The sequence below is a fragment of the Neobacillus niacini genome, assembly GCF_048572935.1.
GTDB lineage: Bacteria > Bacillota > Bacilli > Bacillales > Cytobacillaceae > Neobacillus > Neobacillus niacini.
This window is the reverse complement of record NZ_CP183883.1, coordinates 5226435-5241161: the sequence shown is the minus strand read 5'-3', so window position 1 is coordinate 5241161 and position 14727 is coordinate 5226435. Positions and strand designations below refer to the sequence as shown.

The 14727-nt window shown below is 36.6% G+C and carries 20 protein-coding genes; 13 read left to right on the top strand and 7 right to left on the bottom strand.

The window, feature by feature from the left end; genetic code table 11:
- Window positions 1–87 precede the first annotated feature (87 nt).
- Window positions 88–522: a DUF1885 family protein gene (locus ACN6MT_RS25645; protein ID WP_419956532.1), complete on the bottom strand. Its 435-nt coding sequence runs from the start codon at window positions 520–522 to the stop codon at window positions 88–90.
- A 154-nt stretch (window positions 523–676) separates the two neighbouring features.
- On the opposite strand from ACN6MT_RS25645, the gene ACN6MT_RS25640 reads away from it, so the two are divergent.
- Entirely contained in the window at window positions 677–976 is a 300-nt protein-coding gene (locus ACN6MT_RS25640) for a DUF3055 domain-containing protein (protein WP_063251560.1), read from the top strand.
- A gap of 166 nt (window positions 977–1142) precedes the next feature.
- Window positions 1143–1265: a GapA-binding peptide SR1P gene (locus tag ACN6MT_RS25635; protein WP_082799367.1), complete on the top strand. Its 123-nt coding sequence runs from the start codon at window positions 1143–1145 to the stop codon at window positions 1263–1265.
- A gap of 53 nt (window positions 1266–1318) precedes the next feature.
- Here the strand turns inward: ACN6MT_RS25635 and ACN6MT_RS25630 are convergent, their stop codons facing one another.
- Complete coding sequence (locus tag ACN6MT_RS25630) at window positions 1319–2791, bottom strand: aminotransferase class I/II-fold pyridoxal phosphate-dependent enzyme (protein ID WP_419888595.1); 1473 nt, start codon at window positions 2789–2791, stop codon at window positions 1319–1321.
- Window positions 2792–2997: 206 nt separating this feature from the next.
- Between ACN6MT_RS25630 and ACN6MT_RS25625 the strand changes: the two genes are divergently transcribed.
- Together ACN6MT_RS25625 and ACN6MT_RS25620 are read left to right on the top strand one after the other, a co-directional pair.
- Complete coding sequence (locus ACN6MT_RS25625) at window positions 2998–3957, top strand: NAD(P)H-dependent flavin oxidoreductase (protein ID WP_419888594.1); 960 nt, start codon at window positions 2998–3000, stop codon at window positions 3955–3957.
- Window positions 3958–4001: 44 nt separating this feature from the next.
- Window positions 4002–4274 (top strand): UPF0223 family protein, encoded by a 273-nt coding sequence (locus tag ACN6MT_RS25620; protein WP_419888593.1) that lies wholly within the window; start codon window positions 4002–4004, stop codon window positions 4272–4274.
- Between the two features lie 33 nt (window positions 4275–4307).
- Here ACN6MT_RS25620 and ACN6MT_RS25615 read toward each other — a convergent pair whose 3' ends face one another.
- Window positions 4308–4940 carry a YktB family protein gene (locus tag ACN6MT_RS25615; protein ID WP_419888592.1) on the bottom strand — a complete coding sequence of 211 codons (633 nt, stop codon included), beginning with the start codon at window positions 4938–4940 and terminating at the stop codon, window positions 4308–4310.
- Window positions 4941–5121: 181 nt separating this feature from the next.
- Here ACN6MT_RS25615 and ACN6MT_RS25610 point away from each other — a divergent pair, with 181 nt between their 5' ends.
- Both ACN6MT_RS25610 and ACN6MT_RS25605 read left to right on the top strand, forming a co-directional pair.
- Entirely contained in the window at window positions 5122–5316 is a 195-nt protein-coding gene (locus tag ACN6MT_RS25610) for a hypothetical protein (protein ID WP_063251565.1), read from the top strand.
- A gap of 203 nt (window positions 5317–5519) precedes the next feature.
- The gene (locus tag ACN6MT_RS25605) at window positions 5520–6317 is read left to right on the top strand and encodes an inositol monophosphatase family protein (RefSeq protein WP_419888591.1); all 798 of its coding nucleotides are present in this window, start codon (window positions 5520–5522) and stop codon (window positions 6315–6317) included.
- A 26-nt stretch (window positions 6318–6343) separates the two neighbouring features.
- Here ACN6MT_RS25605 and ACN6MT_RS25600 read toward each other — a convergent pair whose 3' ends face one another.
- Window positions 6344–6529 carry a YlaF family protein gene (locus tag ACN6MT_RS25600; RefSeq protein WP_419888590.1) on the bottom strand — a complete coding sequence of 62 codons (186 nt, stop codon included), beginning with the start codon at window positions 6527–6529 and terminating at the stop codon, window positions 6344–6346.
- A 178-nt stretch (window positions 6530–6707) separates the two neighbouring features.
- On the opposite strand from ACN6MT_RS25600, the gene typA reads away from it, so the two are divergent.
- From typA to ACN6MT_RS25585, 3 genes are read left to right on the top strand one after another with little or no spacing between them, the layout of a single operon-like run.
- Window positions 6708–8546, top strand: a complete 1839-nt coding sequence (gene typA / locus ACN6MT_RS25595; RefSeq protein ID WP_419888589.1) for a translational GTPase TypA — start codon at window positions 6708–6710, stop codon at window positions 8544–8546.
- A 23-nt stretch (window positions 8547–8569) separates the two neighbouring features.
- Window positions 8570–8887, top strand: a complete 318-nt coding sequence (locus ACN6MT_RS25590; RefSeq protein WP_419888588.1) for a YlaH-like family protein — start codon at window positions 8570–8572, stop codon at window positions 8885–8887.
- 14 nt (window positions 8888–8901) lie between these two features.
- Window positions 8902–9195, top strand: a complete 294-nt coding sequence (locus tag ACN6MT_RS25585; RefSeq protein WP_419888587.1) for a hypothetical protein — start codon at window positions 8902–8904, stop codon at window positions 9193–9195.
- 158 nt (window positions 9196–9353) lie between these two features.
- On the opposite strand, the gene ACN6MT_RS25580 is transcribed toward ACN6MT_RS25585, so the two are convergent.
- On the bottom strand, window positions 9354–9554 hold the full coding sequence (locus tag ACN6MT_RS25580; RefSeq protein WP_082799369.1) for a YlaI family protein: 201 nt from the start codon (window positions 9552–9554) through the stop codon (window positions 9354–9356).
- Between the two features lie 170 nt (window positions 9555–9724).
- On the opposite strand from ACN6MT_RS25580, the gene ACN6MT_RS25575 reads away from it, so the two are divergent.
- Entirely contained in the window at window positions 9725–10180 is a 456-nt protein-coding gene (locus tag ACN6MT_RS25575; protein ID WP_063251571.1) for a pyridoxamine 5'-phosphate oxidase family protein, read from the top strand.
- Window positions 10181–10198: 18 nt separating this feature from the next.
- Here ACN6MT_RS25575 and ACN6MT_RS25570 read toward each other — a convergent pair whose 3' ends face one another.
- Window positions 10199–10786, bottom strand: coding sequence for a YhcN/YlaJ family sporulation lipoprotein (locus ACN6MT_RS25570; protein WP_063251656.1), 588 nt, complete (start codon window positions 10784–10786; stop codon window positions 10199–10201).
- A 197-nt stretch (window positions 10787–10983) separates the two neighbouring features.
- On the opposite strand from ACN6MT_RS25570, the gene ACN6MT_RS25565 reads away from it, so the two are divergent.
- A complete protein-coding gene (locus tag ACN6MT_RS25565) occupies window positions 10984–12312 on the top strand; it encodes a PhoH family protein (RefSeq protein ID WP_063251572.1) in 1329 nt (442 codons plus the stop codon).
- Between the two features lie 62 nt (window positions 12313–12374).
- On the opposite strand, the gene ACN6MT_RS25560 is transcribed toward ACN6MT_RS25565, so the two are convergent.
- The gene (locus ACN6MT_RS25560) at window positions 12375–12872 is read right to left on the bottom strand and encodes a peptidyl-prolyl cis-trans isomerase (protein ID WP_419888586.1); all 498 of its coding nucleotides are present in this window, start codon (window positions 12870–12872) and stop codon (window positions 12375–12377) included.
- 172 nt (window positions 12873–13044) lie between these two features.
- Between ACN6MT_RS25560 and ACN6MT_RS25555 the strand changes: the two genes are divergently transcribed.
- The gene (locus ACN6MT_RS25555) at window positions 13045–13326 is read left to right on the top strand and encodes a YlaN family protein (RefSeq protein WP_063251657.1); all 282 of its coding nucleotides are present in this window, start codon (window positions 13045–13047) and stop codon (window positions 13324–13326) included.
- Window positions 13327–13501: 175 nt separating this feature from the next.
- Window positions 13502–14701, top strand: a complete 1200-nt coding sequence (locus ACN6MT_RS25550; RefSeq protein WP_419888585.1) for an FtsW/RodA/SpoVE family cell cycle protein — start codon at window positions 13502–13504, stop codon at window positions 14699–14701.
- Window positions 14702–14727: the final 26 nt, after the last annotated feature.

Sequence of the window (14727 nt, the reverse complement as noted above, 5' to 3'; positions counted from 1 at the left end):
CTGAGCCTCATGATTTATTCTTCTATTCATTATACGCTTGCCTTAATTACGCATTAAAAAAACTCCCATAATGGGAGTTGAGTGGTGTTACTTTCTTGGATAATAATACATGATTCGTTCGTTGAAAAGATGCAATTCACCTTTTAATTTTTTTGCTAAGAATTTACAAAATTCATTTGCTTTTCCTTTATCACCGAACGTAGATTGTTCTGGAAGAGTGACTTGTATGTATGTTTGAATTCTTTCTGTACCATCTTCGTCACGGACCATTTCTTGATCGATTCCAAATAATATAGCATAATACCGTTCATTTGATGACTCCAAATAAAACCATTTTCCTTTGCCATCATTTTTTTCTTTGATTTCGTAAGGAAAGGCAGAGTCACCATATTCCCAATCGACTTGATTCCCTGTTTTGCTCGTAATATCTTTATAATAAGTTAAGAGTTCTTTTACTTCTTCTACCGTAATTGTTTGTTGTGCAGATGAAGGCACTAGTTTAATAAATGCGTTTTCAGCCATCATCATCCCCCCTAGTCCCATTGATATCTCTTTTATTCTAGCATTGTAAAAACCATGATGACAACATTTAGTCACACAAATATCATTTGTTATTAGTTAATAAATAAATTATAATAATATTCTAAATACTTATTTTATTTGAAGGAGGTATCATATGGAGTTATTTGATAAGCTCTATGATGAGCACGAAAATGTAAAAGTCAGATTTATTGGTTTTACTACAGAACATACCCGCTATGATTTTGGAATTATTTACACGAACATGTTTTTTGGTAAACCCCTTGTTGTCTGCATGCAAACCGGCCGGTCCACTCTCCTCGATCCAAAAGAAATTGAAGATATTGAATACCTTCAAAATGCTTTCCGGATCCCAGATAAACAGCAAGCTGCAGATTTAGCTGAGTTCTTCAAAGAAACCCTCCCGCAAATCCCATTTGTTACCCAATATGAATAGTTGGACAGAAAAAGACCTATTATAGGTCTTTTTTATATGAAAAAAATTTAAATGTGACATACAATTTAGGCTTGAAAAATTAAATGTGTTATATTATTATTAAATTAACAACAATAAAACGTTTCCAATGTAGCACATTTCATAATGAAAAGGGGATTGAAAAAAGATGGGTACAATCGTTTGCCAAGCTTGCGACTCAACAATTGATCATTTTGAAGATGAAAAAGTAACAGTTCTCTATTCTAGATGTAATTGTTGCGATGATCACAATACCGAAGAAACACGTTAATTTATCTATATTTAAAATTAAAAACAGGATTCCTCATTGGAATCCTGTATTTTTTATTTTATAGCCTTATATTCTTTAATTACACGTATGGTTTTGATTTCCTCATCCTCAGGTCCTTGAACAGGTAAACCAGCTTCCAGGTTCTCGCGAATATAATGTAAATTTTCTTTTGTAATAATTTCGCCAGGAATGAAAATTGGAATCCCTGGAGGATACACCATAATAAATTCTGCAATAATTCTTCCTTCTGATTCTTCAAAAGGAATAACCTCTGTTTCGGCATAAAAGGCGTCTCTCGGTGTTAAAGCGAGAACAGGAATATCAGGAAGAAGCACCGGCTTCAGTTCCGGCTTTTCCTTCCTATGCTCACGTTCGTCAGCAAGCTCTTTTAACGCTTTTACTAATATATCTGCTTCATTATCTGTGTCGCCAATTGTTACGATACAAAGAATGTTGTATAAGTCAGACATTTCTACTTCAATATTATGTCTTTCTCTTAGCCACATTTCAACCTCGTAACCGGTTAAGCCTAATTCTTTTACAGAAATGATCAATTTTGTTGGATCATAATCGAAAGTTGCCTTTGATCCTAAAATTTCTTCCCCAATACAATGTAAATGATCAATTTCATTAATTCTCTTTCGAATGGATTGGGCAAGGTTAATGGTCTTATCAATTAATTCTTTCCCTCTTGTAGCCAATTGCTTACGAGCAACATCTAGGGAAGCAAGTAATAAATAGGATGTTGAGGTGGTTGTAAGCATACTAAGAATTGCTTGAACATGCTTAGCAGAAACAAGCCCCTCTCTTACATTTAGAATAGAGCTTTGTGTCATCGATCCGCCAAGTTTATGAACGCTTGTTGCAGCCATATCAGCACCAGCCTGCATGGCGGAGAGAGGCAAATCATCATGAAAATGAATATGAACTCCATGCGCTTCATCAACAAGAACTGGAACATTATGAGAATGGGCAATTTCAACAATCTTTTTCAAATCTGCGGATATCCCAAAATAAGTTGGATTAATGACTAAGACTGCTTTTGCATCCGGATGCTGTTTTAGTGCTTTTTCAACGGAATCGGTTGTAATACCATGGGAAATTCCTAAATCCTCATCTATTTCTGGATGAATAAACACTGGAATGGCACCCGAAAAGACAATGGCAGACATAACGGATTTATGCACATTTCTTGGGACAATAATTTTATCCTCTGGCCCGCAAACCGCCATGATCATAGCAATAATGGCGCCGCTGGTTCCTTGAACTGAGAAAAAAGTTCGATCCGCACCGAAGGCTTCAGCAGCTAAGTCTTGCGCTTGTTTAATCATCCCTTTTGGCTGGTGCAGGTCATCGAGTGGACCAATATTTATTAGGTCTATTGATAAGGCGTTATCGCCAATGAAATTACGAAAATCAGGGTCAATTCCTACCCCTTTTTTATGTCCAGGGATATGAAATTGAACCGGATTTTTCTGTGCATGTTCTAATAAACCGCTAAATAACGGTGTTTGGTTTTGAGACAATTTATTTCCACACCTCTTTATATGCAAAATGCTTTTAATATCAATACAAAACAAATGAATTATAGCACTAATAGCATGACTTGCATAGATTTTTATGTTGTAATAAACACTTTTTCGTGTGTGTGTTATGTTAGTTTCTCATTAAAACAGGGAAATTAACCTTTAAAGTAGAAATAAGAAGGTAACAGAATGAGGAGGGGTTTTCGATGAATTGGCAAACGCGTGTTACTGAACTACTTACTATCCAATATCCAATTATTCAGGGTGGCTTAGCTTATCTAGCTTATTCAGAACTAGCTGCAGCTGTTTCTAACGCAGGTGGTCTTGGGCAGATTACAGCGATGTCTCTTGAGAGTCCGGCTAAACTTCGGGAAGAAATAAGAAAAGTAAAAGAGCTGACATCTAAACCGTTTGGTGTGAATTACGCAATTGGTCAGCATAATAGACCTTTTACAGAAATGCTTCAGGTAGCTATTGATGAAGACGTCCCTGTTGTATCTATGACAGGCGGGAATCCGGCGCCCATCTTTGAACAGTTAAAAGGAACATCGATAAAAAAATTAGTTCTTGTAGCCGCTAGAAGGCAGGCTGAAAAGGCCGAAGAATTAGGTGCAGATGCCGTTATGGTAGTGGGGCAGGAAGGCGGTGGTCATCTCGGCAGGGATGATATTGGAACAATGGTATTAATCCCTCAAGTGGTGGATGCCGTTTCTATTCCAGTAATAGCGTCTGGTGGAATTGGCGATGGGAGAGGTCTAATGGCAGCTCTTAGCTTGGGTGCAGAAGGAATAGAAATGGGAACTCGTTTTATAGCCACAAAGGAATGTGTACATGCAAATGACCTCTATAAGGATAGACTTATCGAAGGCACTGAAGCAAATACGGTTGTCATCAAGCGAACTCTTGGGGCACCAGCACGAGCAATCTCAAATTCTTGGACCAATAAAATACTCGAACTTGAAAAAGAATTCGGCCATTACGAACAATTAAAGAATTATATTAGCGGCGAGGCAAACAAGCGATATATTTATGATGGAGTAGAAGATGAAGGTTTTGCATGGGCAGGACAGGTAATGGGGCTCATCAAAGATATACCAACCGTAGCCGAATTATTCAATCGAATGATCATAGACGCAGAACAAATTCGTGTAAAATGGGCAAAATAAAGGTATTATACATATAGATGAAATTTTTACGAGCAGGTGAATATATGGAATACCAATACCCTATTGATTATCATTGGACAACAGATGAAATTGTTGACGTAATTAAATTTTACGAAGCAATAGAAAGAGCCTATGAAAAAGGAATTGACCGTGATGAATTAATGACGATTTATCGTCGTTTCAAGGAAATTGTCCCTTCTAAAGCAGAAGAAAAAACAATCTGTGGTGAATTTGAGGAGATCAGCGGATATTCTTCCTATAAGACGATAACAAAGGCCAAAAATGCCTCACCAGGTGAAAAAATCTTAATAAAATAAAAAAGAAAACTCCGAACAATGTTCAGGAGTTTTTTATTTGCTATTAAGAGCAATCTTATATAAAGGTGTTACTTTATTAAAGACAGATTCCACTTGCTGCAGGAATTCTTCACTGCTTAAATTAAGAACATCTTCTCGTGTCATTTCATATCCGCATAAAATTTCTGCTTTTTTTATATTTTCCAGCCGGTCAAACATGCCTTTTAAATCCTCTTTTGATAGTTGCCCGTGGGGTACGGATACAGGTTTTGTATGATCTAAAGACCATACAAAGTCTTTTGGAATCTCTTTATAGATCTTGTTTAATTTTTTTGTAAATCTCACTGCAAATTCTTGTTTATGTGGCGCTTCGTAGATAACAGCAAACCAAATAAATAAATGAGTATTCCACAACCCAATTTGAAAATGAGGAAGCATTTTATAACCGCGCGGATTATCTGCAAAAGCAACCCATGTATCTTTGGGAGGGTTTATCGTCCGTCTTGCGTGCTTGGCCACATGAACATGCATTTCATCACCGGTCAGGGTAGTTAAGGTTGGTGCAAAATAATGTCCTAGATATTCCAACTTTGGCCGAATTTTTTCCTTTAAAGCCTCCATTCGTGCTTCTAATCCATCTATTTGAAATACATCGAAATCTTCGTTATTAAAGCCTTTAAAGTCCATTTGCAAAACCTCCATGTGAAGACATTTGTCATTTATTGTAGCATACCAGCGAAACTTCTTGAAACTAACTGCTTATATGGGTTAACGCACATATTTGTTGCAACCTTACATGGTGGCTCATATTATATTACTAAAAATAAGTCTGAAAAATTAAATAACAAGTGAAAGGAGAAAAGCTAAAATGAAACAATTGATGAATACTTCACTAAAAAAGGTTGGCGAGAAAGAAAGATTAGCTTATTTACGCTTAGAAATGGATTATGAGCTGGCAACATTATTTGAAGCCATTGAAGAAAAAAATGAAAAAAAGATGAAGGAATGTAAACAGAAGTTAGAAAAGATTCGCCAAGAGTTATTAAAACTTAAAGCTCTTTGATAATTTGTTTTCAAAGGGGATACCATTTAGAATGAAAATAAAGAATTTCATATTCATATTATAAAACGAACTCTGTGTAAGTAAGTAGAGAGTTCGTTTATTGTTTTGTACATAAAAATAAAGGTGTTAAAAGTTGTAGGCTTACATAAATTTGATTAAGCTAATGATATGTACATAGAGGATTGAAAAATTGGAGGTATAAAATGGACTGGGAGTACATTGATCTTCAGGCTAAGCAATGGGTAATGGAAGCTGGTGATAAAATTAGGGATTCATTTTCTGAAACGTTAAATATCCAAACCAAATCCAATCCTAATGATTTAGTGACTAATATAGATAAAGAAATTGAACAATTCTTTATTCATAAAATCAGAAAAACGTTCCCAAACCATAGAATTTTGGGTGAAGAAGGGTTAGGAGATAAAGTAAACAATCTTGATGGTGTTGTTTGGATTATCGACCCGATTGATGGAACGATGAATTTTATTCATCAACAGCGAAATTTTGCTATATCTCTAGGTGTTTATGAAAATGGAATAGGCAAAGTTGGGATTATTTATGATGTAGCACACGATGAATTATATCACGCTATCGCAGGCAAAGGTGCATTTATGAATGACACCGAGCTGCCTATTTTAAACAAAGTAACATTAAAGGAAGCGATTATCGCCCTCAATGCAACGTGGGTAATGGAGAATCACAGAATTGACCATAACTTGCTTATACCACTTGTTAAAGAGGCACGAGGGACGAGATCATACGGAACAGCTGCTCTTGAAATGGTTTTCGTGGCAACAGGTAGAGTAGATGCATATATTTCAATGAGGCTGTCACCTTGGGATGTAGCTGCTGGAGCAGTTATTATTGAGGAGTTAGGCGGTGTTGTAACCAATTTACGAGGAAATAAGTTGGATTTCCTTTCAAATGATTCATTGCTTGTGGCCAAACAAGGGTTGCACCAAACCATCATTAATGATTATCTCAAAGAAGGTAAATGGTAAAAAAGAAGCCTGCGCGGGCTTCTTTTTTACAATTGGCCATTTGCTCTATATTTTGCTTTTGTTTTAAATCCGAAGCCCATTACACCAATTAATACAAGGATACTGCCAATAACCCCTAATATACTTTTTTCGCCAATCGCGACACCTATCCCCATAATACTAGCTGCTGCCATTACAGCAAAAACAATAAACACCCATTTAATTTGCTTCATTATGCTAGTCCCCTTTATTATAAAAAAAAATAAGATATTATGCCGTGATATTTTACATAGTTTTATTCTACATAAAATGCAGTTAGCTTTCCACCATAAATGTGGTATAATACTTTAGTTGTATATGGGAAACTATAAATAGCTAAAATTCTTTGAAATAGAGGCAGGAGTGAATCATTTGAATTTAAGAGAAGATATTCGCAATATAGCAATCATCGCGCACGTTGACCACGGGAAAACAACCTTGGTTGACCAATTATTAAAGCAGTCAGGAACATTTCGTACGAACGAGCACGTTGAAGAACGTGCTATGGATTCCAATGATTTGGAAAGGGAACGTGGAATAACGATTCTCGCTAAGAACACAGCGATTCAATATAAAGATAAACGAATCAATATTTTGGATACACCAGGACACGCTGACTTTGGCGGCGAAGTGGAACGAATCATGAAAATGGTTGATGGTGTTTTACTCGTTGTTGATGCTTATGAAGGAACAATGCCGCAAACACGCTTTGTATTAAAAAAGGCATTAGAGCAAAATTTAACTCCAATCGTTGTGGTTAATAAAATTGACCGTGATTTTGCCCGCCCAGTAGAAGTAATTGATGAAGTAATTGATTTGTTTATTGAACTAGGTGCAAATGAAGATCAACTTGAGTTCCCAGTCATTTTTGCATCTGCAATAAATGGAACGGCAAGCACAGATCATGAAAAACAAGATGAAAACATGCAATGTTTGTATGATTCCATTGTTGAAAACATTCCAGCACCAATTGATAATCGTGAAGAGCCATTACAATTCCAAGTTGCTCTGCTTGATTATAATGATTATGTTGGAAGAATTGGAATTGGCCGTGTTTTCCGCGGCAAAATGCATGTTGGTCAACAGGTTTCATTAATGAAAATAGATGGTTCAGTTAAACAATTCCGTGTAAGTAAAATCTTTGGTTTCTTTGGTCTAAAACGTCAGGAAATTCAAGAAGCTGTAGCTGGAGACTTAATTGCTGTTTCTGGTATGGAAGATATCAATGTCGGTGAAACAGTTTGTCCAGTCGAGCACCAGGAAGCATTACCAATTCTAAGAATTGATGAACCAACATTGCAAATGACGTTTGTTGTAAATAACAGCCCATTTGCAGGTAGAGAAGGTAAGTATCTAACTTCTAGAAAGATTGAAGAGAGACTTTTGGCTCAATTGCAAACTGATGTAAGTCTACGTGTTGAAAATACAGATTCACCAGATGCATGGATCGTATCAGGGCGTGGTGAGCTTCACTTATCTATCTTAATCGAAAACATGCGCCGTGAAGGCTATGAGCTTCAAGTTTCTAAGCCGGAAGTAATTGTTAAAGAAATTGATGGTGTTCGCTGTGAGCCAATTGAACGAGTTCAAATTGATGTACCTGAAGAGCATACAGGTTCTATAATGGAATCAATTGGTGCTCGTAAAGGCGAAATGATTGATATGATTAATAATGGGTCTGGTCAAGTACGATTAATCTTTAATGTCCCAGCACGTGGATTAATTGGCTACACTACAGAATTCTTAACAATGACTCGTGGTTATGGAATAATAAATCACACATTTGACAGCTACCAGCCAATGGTTCAAGGTCAAGTTGGAGGAAGACGTCAAGGTGTGCTAGTATCAATGGAATCAGGAAAAGCTTCTACTTATGGTATTATGAATGTTGAGGACCGTGGAACAATTTTCGTTGAACCTGGTACTGAAATATACGAAGGTATGATCGTTGGCGAGCACACACGTGAAAATGATATTACGGTTAATATCACAAAAGTGAAACAGGCAACAAATATTCGTTCTGCAAACAAGGATCAAACTTCCGTTATTAAGAAACCGAGAATAATGACACTAGAAGAGTCATTAGAATACCTAAACGAAGATGAATACTGTGAAGTAACACCGGAATCAATTCGTCTACGTAAAAAAATTCTTGATAAAAACGAACGTGAAAGAATGGCTAAAAAGAAAAAAGTTGCAGAATTAAGCTAAAATCCTTCGGGGGAGGAATTCGTGTGAATGTAGCGGATCGACTTTCTTTTTTTCCAGCGCTTTATAATGTTACCGAAAATCCTAAAATGGGAATGTGGCTGCTGTACATTACGATAGTAGCCCTATCTATTTTGGTTTATAAACTTGGCTTTGCTCAAAAGCTGCCAATCGGAAAATCAATAATGATTTATATCTTTTTAGCAGCAGGTTGTACGATTCTTACAGCATTAGGAATATTCCTGCCAATAACAGAGGGTCTAGTGGTTGCAGCCTTAATATTAATCATTTACAAAATTCGCTTACACCAGTCGAAAAAAGCTGCAGAGTTTGAGGCAAAGTAACGGGGGAGAGTAACATGAGATCGGTGCAGGATGCGCTTTATAATTGGCTTTCAATAAAGGTAGTATGCGATGCTCGTCCTCTGGATACGGCAGCGCGAGAAACGTTAGACCTTTTTGATGAGATTATTAAGGATGAACATCATTTAACTGATATTGAAATAACAACGGATGAAGTAATGTATTATGTTTCTTTTACCCATGAAGGTGAAACGAAAAAGACTCGGTTTCCTCGTGACCTTATTGAAGTGATGCTCAACCAAATCAATCAAGAGCCGGATAAGTATTGTAATTTTCCATTTGAAGATTAAAAAAATTCATGCCGGTTTCGGCATGAATTTTTTTTACTGTCCAGCTCCAGCGCCTAGGAGCTCGGGTCATAAGCCAATCCGTCAAGAAGGCTAAAGAACAGCCTTCTGGCCGGCTTGTCTTATGCCTGTCGCCCCTGAGCAAGGCGCCTCCGCTTTTCTTACCAATCGTCTTTCTCAGACTGTTCACGATAAAATCTGAAGTTACCTGTATCAATTCTTGCTTTCGTTTTTTCTGTGATTCTACTGCTGCAGTCTTGGCACATATATGTATGGATTGGACGATTTCGAAGACGTTTTGCTATAAAGGATTCATCTTCTATCGATTCAATTTTGTCGCAGATTACGCACTTAACTCTCATAATACACCTCAAATCCTCTAGTCTTGCTTTGTTTATACTATAGTATATCATGCAACTATCATGACAAGTAAATCAATCTGATTAAGTTGCTGAAAAAAACAGATAATAGTACTATGAGAATATCTGTTTTCTTAAAGATAGATAAGGATATGAATAAAGGAGTTGAAAAAATGCCAAATCAAGTAGAACCAAGACTTATTAAGCCTTTATATGATGAACTGCAAAAAGAAAGGTTTGTAACATTAGCAACAGTGGATTATGAAACAGGTGGTCCAAATGTAAGTGCGATATCTTGGATTTTAGCAAAAGATGAAAAAACAATCTATTTTGCCGTAGATAACAAATCAAGAATTATCCAAAATATCACAAAAAATAATCAAGTGGTTATTAATTTAATTGCGAATGAATCTACATATTCCATACAGGGTGAAGCTTCATTGAAAGAAGAGCGGCTGCAGGAAGTTCCTTTGAAGCTAGCATTGATTGAAATAAAGATTCACGAGGTTAGAGACGTAATGTTCTATGGTTCAAAAATTGTCACTGAACCGCAGTATGACAAAACGTATGACAAAAATGCAGCTGCAAGGCTGGACAAACAGGTAATGGAAGCAATGAAAAAAGCTTAGTCTCACGACTAAGCCTTTTTATTTATAATGATTGGATTGATCTTCCTGATCTTTCTCTAACTCTCGTTTTTGGTCATCTGGCAGCTTTTTCTTTGGTTCCTCAGGGGCGTTTTTAGGATTTGGATCTATCATATCGCCTGGGATTTCAGGCATTAACCTGCCCGCAACGTCTGCCAATTCTTCCATAATACCTTGAATGGGTCTTCCTTTTTCGATATCTGCTGCAATTTCTTTTAGACGTTGATTGGTATCTGCGTCAGCCACAACAATGGCAGTTGCACCATAAGGGTCTTTTTTTAGACTTTCAGCCACAGAATATTTGATTAACCCCACTTGAGATCGTTCAATCTTCGAATTTACATCAATGCCCACAATGGCATACCTGCCAATAACAACAGCAGTAGCGTCATGAACATTTGGAATACTAGTGGCAAGCTCGACTAATCGTTTAGAAATCTCTTGACCTGTTTTCCTGTCTACATTTTCGATATTGCTGTTCTTGACATTAACTAATGATTGCTTCTCGTTATTTTGTGCATTGTTAGTGTTATTATTACAAGCGGCTAAGATCAATAATAAACAACTAAGCATAAAAACCTTTTTCATTAACATATCCACCTCCACAAAGAGTTATATAAGGATTCCTCAAGGATACACGAGTTTTGTTTACTCAACTTACATTTATTGTGCGGAATTCCTTCTATCTTTATTCGAACAAACATATATTTTACCAAAGTCCTATCTAGCATTCGGTTTGTTTGAATCATAAACAAGCCACAACTAGAAAAAGTGGAGGCGTCGCTTTGAGTAAAATATACGTGTTAGATACAAACGTCTTATTACAAGACCCGTATTCCATATTCTCATTCGAAGATAATGAAGTAGTCATTCCTGCAGTTGTCCTTGAAGAAGTGGACTCAAAGAAAAGGTACATGGATGAAATTGGTAGAAATGCCCGCCATGTATCAAGATTAATTGATGAATTGAGAGCAGCGGGGAAACTTCATGAAAAAATCCCACTTGAAAATGGTGGAACCATTAGAATTGAACTTAATCATCGCGCATTTCATGAATTACAGGAAATTTTTGTTGAGAAAACAAATGACAATAGGATCCTTGCGGTAGCAAAAAACCTATCAACAGAGGAACAACAAAAGGAAGATGGAAAGCCAGTAATCCTTGTAAGCAAGGATACGCTAGTCAGAGTTAAGGCTGACGCAATTGGGTTAACAGCGGAGGACTTTCTAAGTGATAGGGTGGTCGAAATCGACCATATATACACTGGTTTTTTAGAGGTTTATTTATCTGGAGAATTAATGGGTAAGTTTTATGATAAAGGGGAGCTGCCTTTATCGGAGATAGGTAAGTATTCGTACTATCCCAATCAATTCTTAATCATGAAAGATGCTTTAGGTGGATCTGCTTCAGCGTTAGGAATGGTGGATAAAACAAAGCAAATGGTAAAAAAACTTGCGATTAATCAGGAACATGTATGGGGGATTCATCCGAGAAATGTCCAACAAACCATGGCAATTGAGTTATTGCTTCGAAAAGATATACCGTTAGTTACATTAATAGGAAAAGCAGGTACAGGTAAAACGCTTTTAGCTCTAGCATCAGGATTAATGCAGACGGAAGATTTTAGAGAATTTAAAAAGTTATTAGTAGCTAGACCGATTGTACCTGTTGGTAAGGATATAGGTTATTTACCCGGAGAAAAACAAGAAAAACTTAGACCATGGATGCAGCCGATATTCGATAATCTTGAATATCTATTTAATACGAAAAAACCTGGTGAATTGGACGCGATCCTTGCAGGAATGGGTTCAATAGAGGTAGAGGCTTTAACCTATATAAGGGGGAGAAGTCTGCCAAAACAATTTATTATCATTGATGAAGCACAAAACTTAACAAAACATGAAGTAAAAACAATTTTAACACGTGTAGGTGAGGGCAGTAAGATTGTCTTAATGGGCGACCCAGAACAAATCGACCATCCATATCTTGATGCATACAATAATGGGTTAACCTATGTCGTCGAACGTTTTAAAGACCAAGTTATTTCGGGACATGTTAAATTATTAAAAGGAGAGCGATCTGGATTAGCAAGACTGGCAGCAGATTTGCTGTAAAATGCTAAGGTAAAATAACATACAAATGTTCCAAACGGGTACCGATTGGCACCCGTTGTTTGCTATTTTACAATAAACTCCCTGACATGTTTAATTGGTTCTTGCTGGTTAGAGCCATCTCCGAAATAAACGTGGACAGGCCCATCTTCAGAAAGTGGCTTCCCCGCATTGGAGAAACCTAAAACTAGGTTCATTGCCTTTTCAAGGGGAATTTCATGTTCCAATGTTGCTGTTTTTATCACTAAAAAAGCTGCAGTTTCATCGGGCTCTGCATTTTTTAAAAAAGGTTGAAATGGGATCCCGAAACTTCCCGTTAATACCTTTTCCTTCTCATACTTTTTCTCTGTTTTTAAGGTTGGCGGATAAATGGCTCCTTCGGTAATTTCACGATCCCAATGTTTCGAAATTGATTTGGTATATTCCTCAAGCTCGTTTGACGGATTTGAAGTGGATGAGAAGTAAGTAGTCAAATCAATCTTTCGGTCATCAAAAATCCAAACAGTGGGTTCGAGAGTAATCGTATATTTAACCTTTCCGGACAGTACAATAATGTTTTCCATCTTTCATTCCTCCAGTTCATTTCTAGTAAAGTATACCTTGAATTAGAGTGAATGTCATATAAGTAAGATGACATTCACAGTACTCCTACAGTTATTGTTCTTGCATTTTTCAGTGGTAAAAGGTAAAATTTATAGATAAGTTGGGTTATCGCTCTGAATGGGGGGATCAATGTTGGCGTCTGAAATGATTGTGAATCATCAGGAAAAAGCCTATGCCTTATTACAGGCAGACGCTGAAAAAATATTAAAGCTTATTAAAGTGCAAATGGAAAATCTCACGATGCCTCAATGCCCACTTTATGAAGAGGTATTGGATACGCAAATGTTTGGTTTATCTAGAGAGATCGAATTTGCGGTTAGATTAGGCTTAATTGAAGTCAAGGATGGTAAAGCGATACTAGATAAATTAGAAAGAGAATTATCTGCGCTTCATGAAGCATCCATTAGAAAATAGCTAAAAAAACTCAAACAATGATAGTGTGTTGTTTGAGTTTTTTATTAACTACTGCCATTTTCAGAATATTCCCATACACAATGTTGGAGTAAAGTAACTTTTCCTCAACCCATTCGTTTCATTTTCTATTATAATAGCAATAACGACAATTTTAAAAAAACGAGGAAGTTATAAGATGTTAAAAAAAATATTGAAATCCTATGATTATTCATTAATCATAGCCATTATTCTGCTATCTTTATTTGGATTAGTAATGGTATACAGCGCCAGTATGGCTTCAGCCGTTCAACGATACCACGTTCCTAGTGATTATTTTTATCAAAAACAAAAGCTATATTTATTCGTCTCGGGATTGATTTTTCTATTGATTGCTTTATTTCCCTATAAAATTATGAAGAGTACAAGGTTTTTACTCCCAATGGTGGGGTTATCTATATTGGGTCTCTTAGGTCTATTTGTATTCGGACAAGTTAGAGGAAATGCTCAAAGTTGGTATGACTTTGGATTTATTAGTATTCAGCCGGCTGAGTTTGTAAAAATATCTCTTATTATTTATCTATCAGCCGTTTACGCAAAGAAGCAGGCATATATTAATAAATTCAACCATGGTGTACTTCCTCCATTAGCCTACTTGGTAATCGTACTTGGATTGATTGCCTTTCAACCAGACTTTGGGACTGCACTGATTATTGGTTTAATTGCAGGAACAATCATTCTTTCATCAGGAATGAATATTAAAAATATTACTAAATTAATCTTGCTGGGTATGATTCTTATATCACCAGTCTTCTTAGTACTGCAGGACGAAATATTTTCTGAAAAACGTTTGGAGCGTTTTGAAGTTTTAAGTAATCCATTCGAAGATGAACTTGATTCTGGGTTTCATCTAGCGAACTCCTATATTGCGATTGGCTCAGGCGGCATAAATGGACTTGGACTAGGAAAGAGTGTCCAGAAGTTAGGCTATCTACCGGAATCACATACTGACTTTATTATGGCGGTTATTGCAGAAGAGTTAGGAGTATGGGGGGTAAGCTTCGTCATCCTTACGTTAGGTTATATAGTATTACGAGGGATATATCTTGGCTTACGATGTAAGGATCCATTTGGAAGTTTATTAGCGATTGGGATATCCAGTATGATTGGAATACAGTCTTTTATCAATCTTGCTGGGGTTTCGGGAATAATGCCTCTTACAGGTGTCCCATTACCATTTGTCAGCTATGGAGGATCTTCACTTTTACAATTAGCAATAGCGGCTGGTATTTTAGTTAATGTTTCTATGTTTGTTAAATATGAAAATAAATATAAACAAAAGCACCTAGAAAAGAATAATAACCACCAAGACGGAAATGTATATCAATTTCGAACCTAGCGCTGGGAAAATTGTATCCCTGCGCT

Bases quoted from the DNA above. Each gene is read 5' to 3' on its own strand.
- ACN6MT_RS25645 (WP_419956532.1), bottom strand. From the start codon at position 522: ATGGCTGAAAACGCATTTATTAAACTAGTGCCTTCATCTGCACAACAA.
- ACN6MT_RS25640 (WP_063251560.1), top strand. From the start codon at position 677: ATGGAGTTATTTGATAAGCTCTATGATGAGCACGAAAATGTAAAAGTC.
- ACN6MT_RS25635 (WP_082799367.1), top strand. From the start codon at position 1,143: ATGGGTACAATCGTTTGCCAAGCTTGCGACTCAACAATTGATCATTTT.
- ACN6MT_RS25625 (WP_419888594.1), top strand. From the start codon at position 2,998: ATGAATTGGCAAACGCGTGTTACTGAACTACTTACTATCCAATATCCA.
- ACN6MT_RS25620 (WP_419888593.1), top strand. From the start codon at position 4,002: ATGGAATACCAATACCCTATTGATTATCATTGGACAACAGATGAAATT.
- ACN6MT_RS25615 (WP_419888592.1), bottom strand. From the start codon at position 4,940: ATGGACTTTAAAGGCTTTAATAACGAAGATTTCGATGTATTTCAAATA.
- ACN6MT_RS25610 (WP_063251565.1), top strand. From the start codon at position 5,122: ATGAAACAATTGATGAATACTTCACTAAAAAAGGTTGGCGAGAAAGAA.
- ACN6MT_RS25605 (WP_419888591.1), top strand. From the start codon at position 5,520: ATGGACTGGGAGTACATTGATCTTCAGGCTAAGCAATGGGTAATGGAA.
- ACN6MT_RS25600 (WP_419888590.1), bottom strand. From the start codon at position 6,529: ATGAAGCAAATTAAATGGGTGTTTATTGTTTTTGCTGTAATGGCAGCA.
- ACN6MT_RS25585 (WP_419888587.1), top strand. From the start codon at position 8,902: ATGAGATCGGTGCAGGATGCGCTTTATAATTGGCTTTCAATAAAGGTA.
- ACN6MT_RS25580 (WP_082799369.1), bottom strand. From the start codon at position 9,554: ATGAGAGTTAAGTGCGTAATCTGCGACAAAATTGAATCGATAGAAGAT.
- ACN6MT_RS25575 (WP_063251571.1), top strand. From the start codon at position 9,725: ATGCCAAATCAAGTAGAACCAAGACTTATTAAGCCTTTATATGATGAA.
- ACN6MT_RS25570 (WP_063251656.1), bottom strand. From the start codon at position 10,786: ATGAAAAAGGTTTTTATGCTTAGTTGTTTATTATTGATCTTAGCCGCT.
- ACN6MT_RS25560 (WP_419888586.1), bottom strand. From the start codon at position 12,872: ATGGAAAACATTATTGTACTGTCCGGAAAGGTTAAATATACGATTACT.
- ACN6MT_RS25550 (WP_419888585.1), top strand. From the start codon at position 13,502: ATGTTAAAAAAAATATTGAAATCCTATGATTATTCATTAATCATAGCC.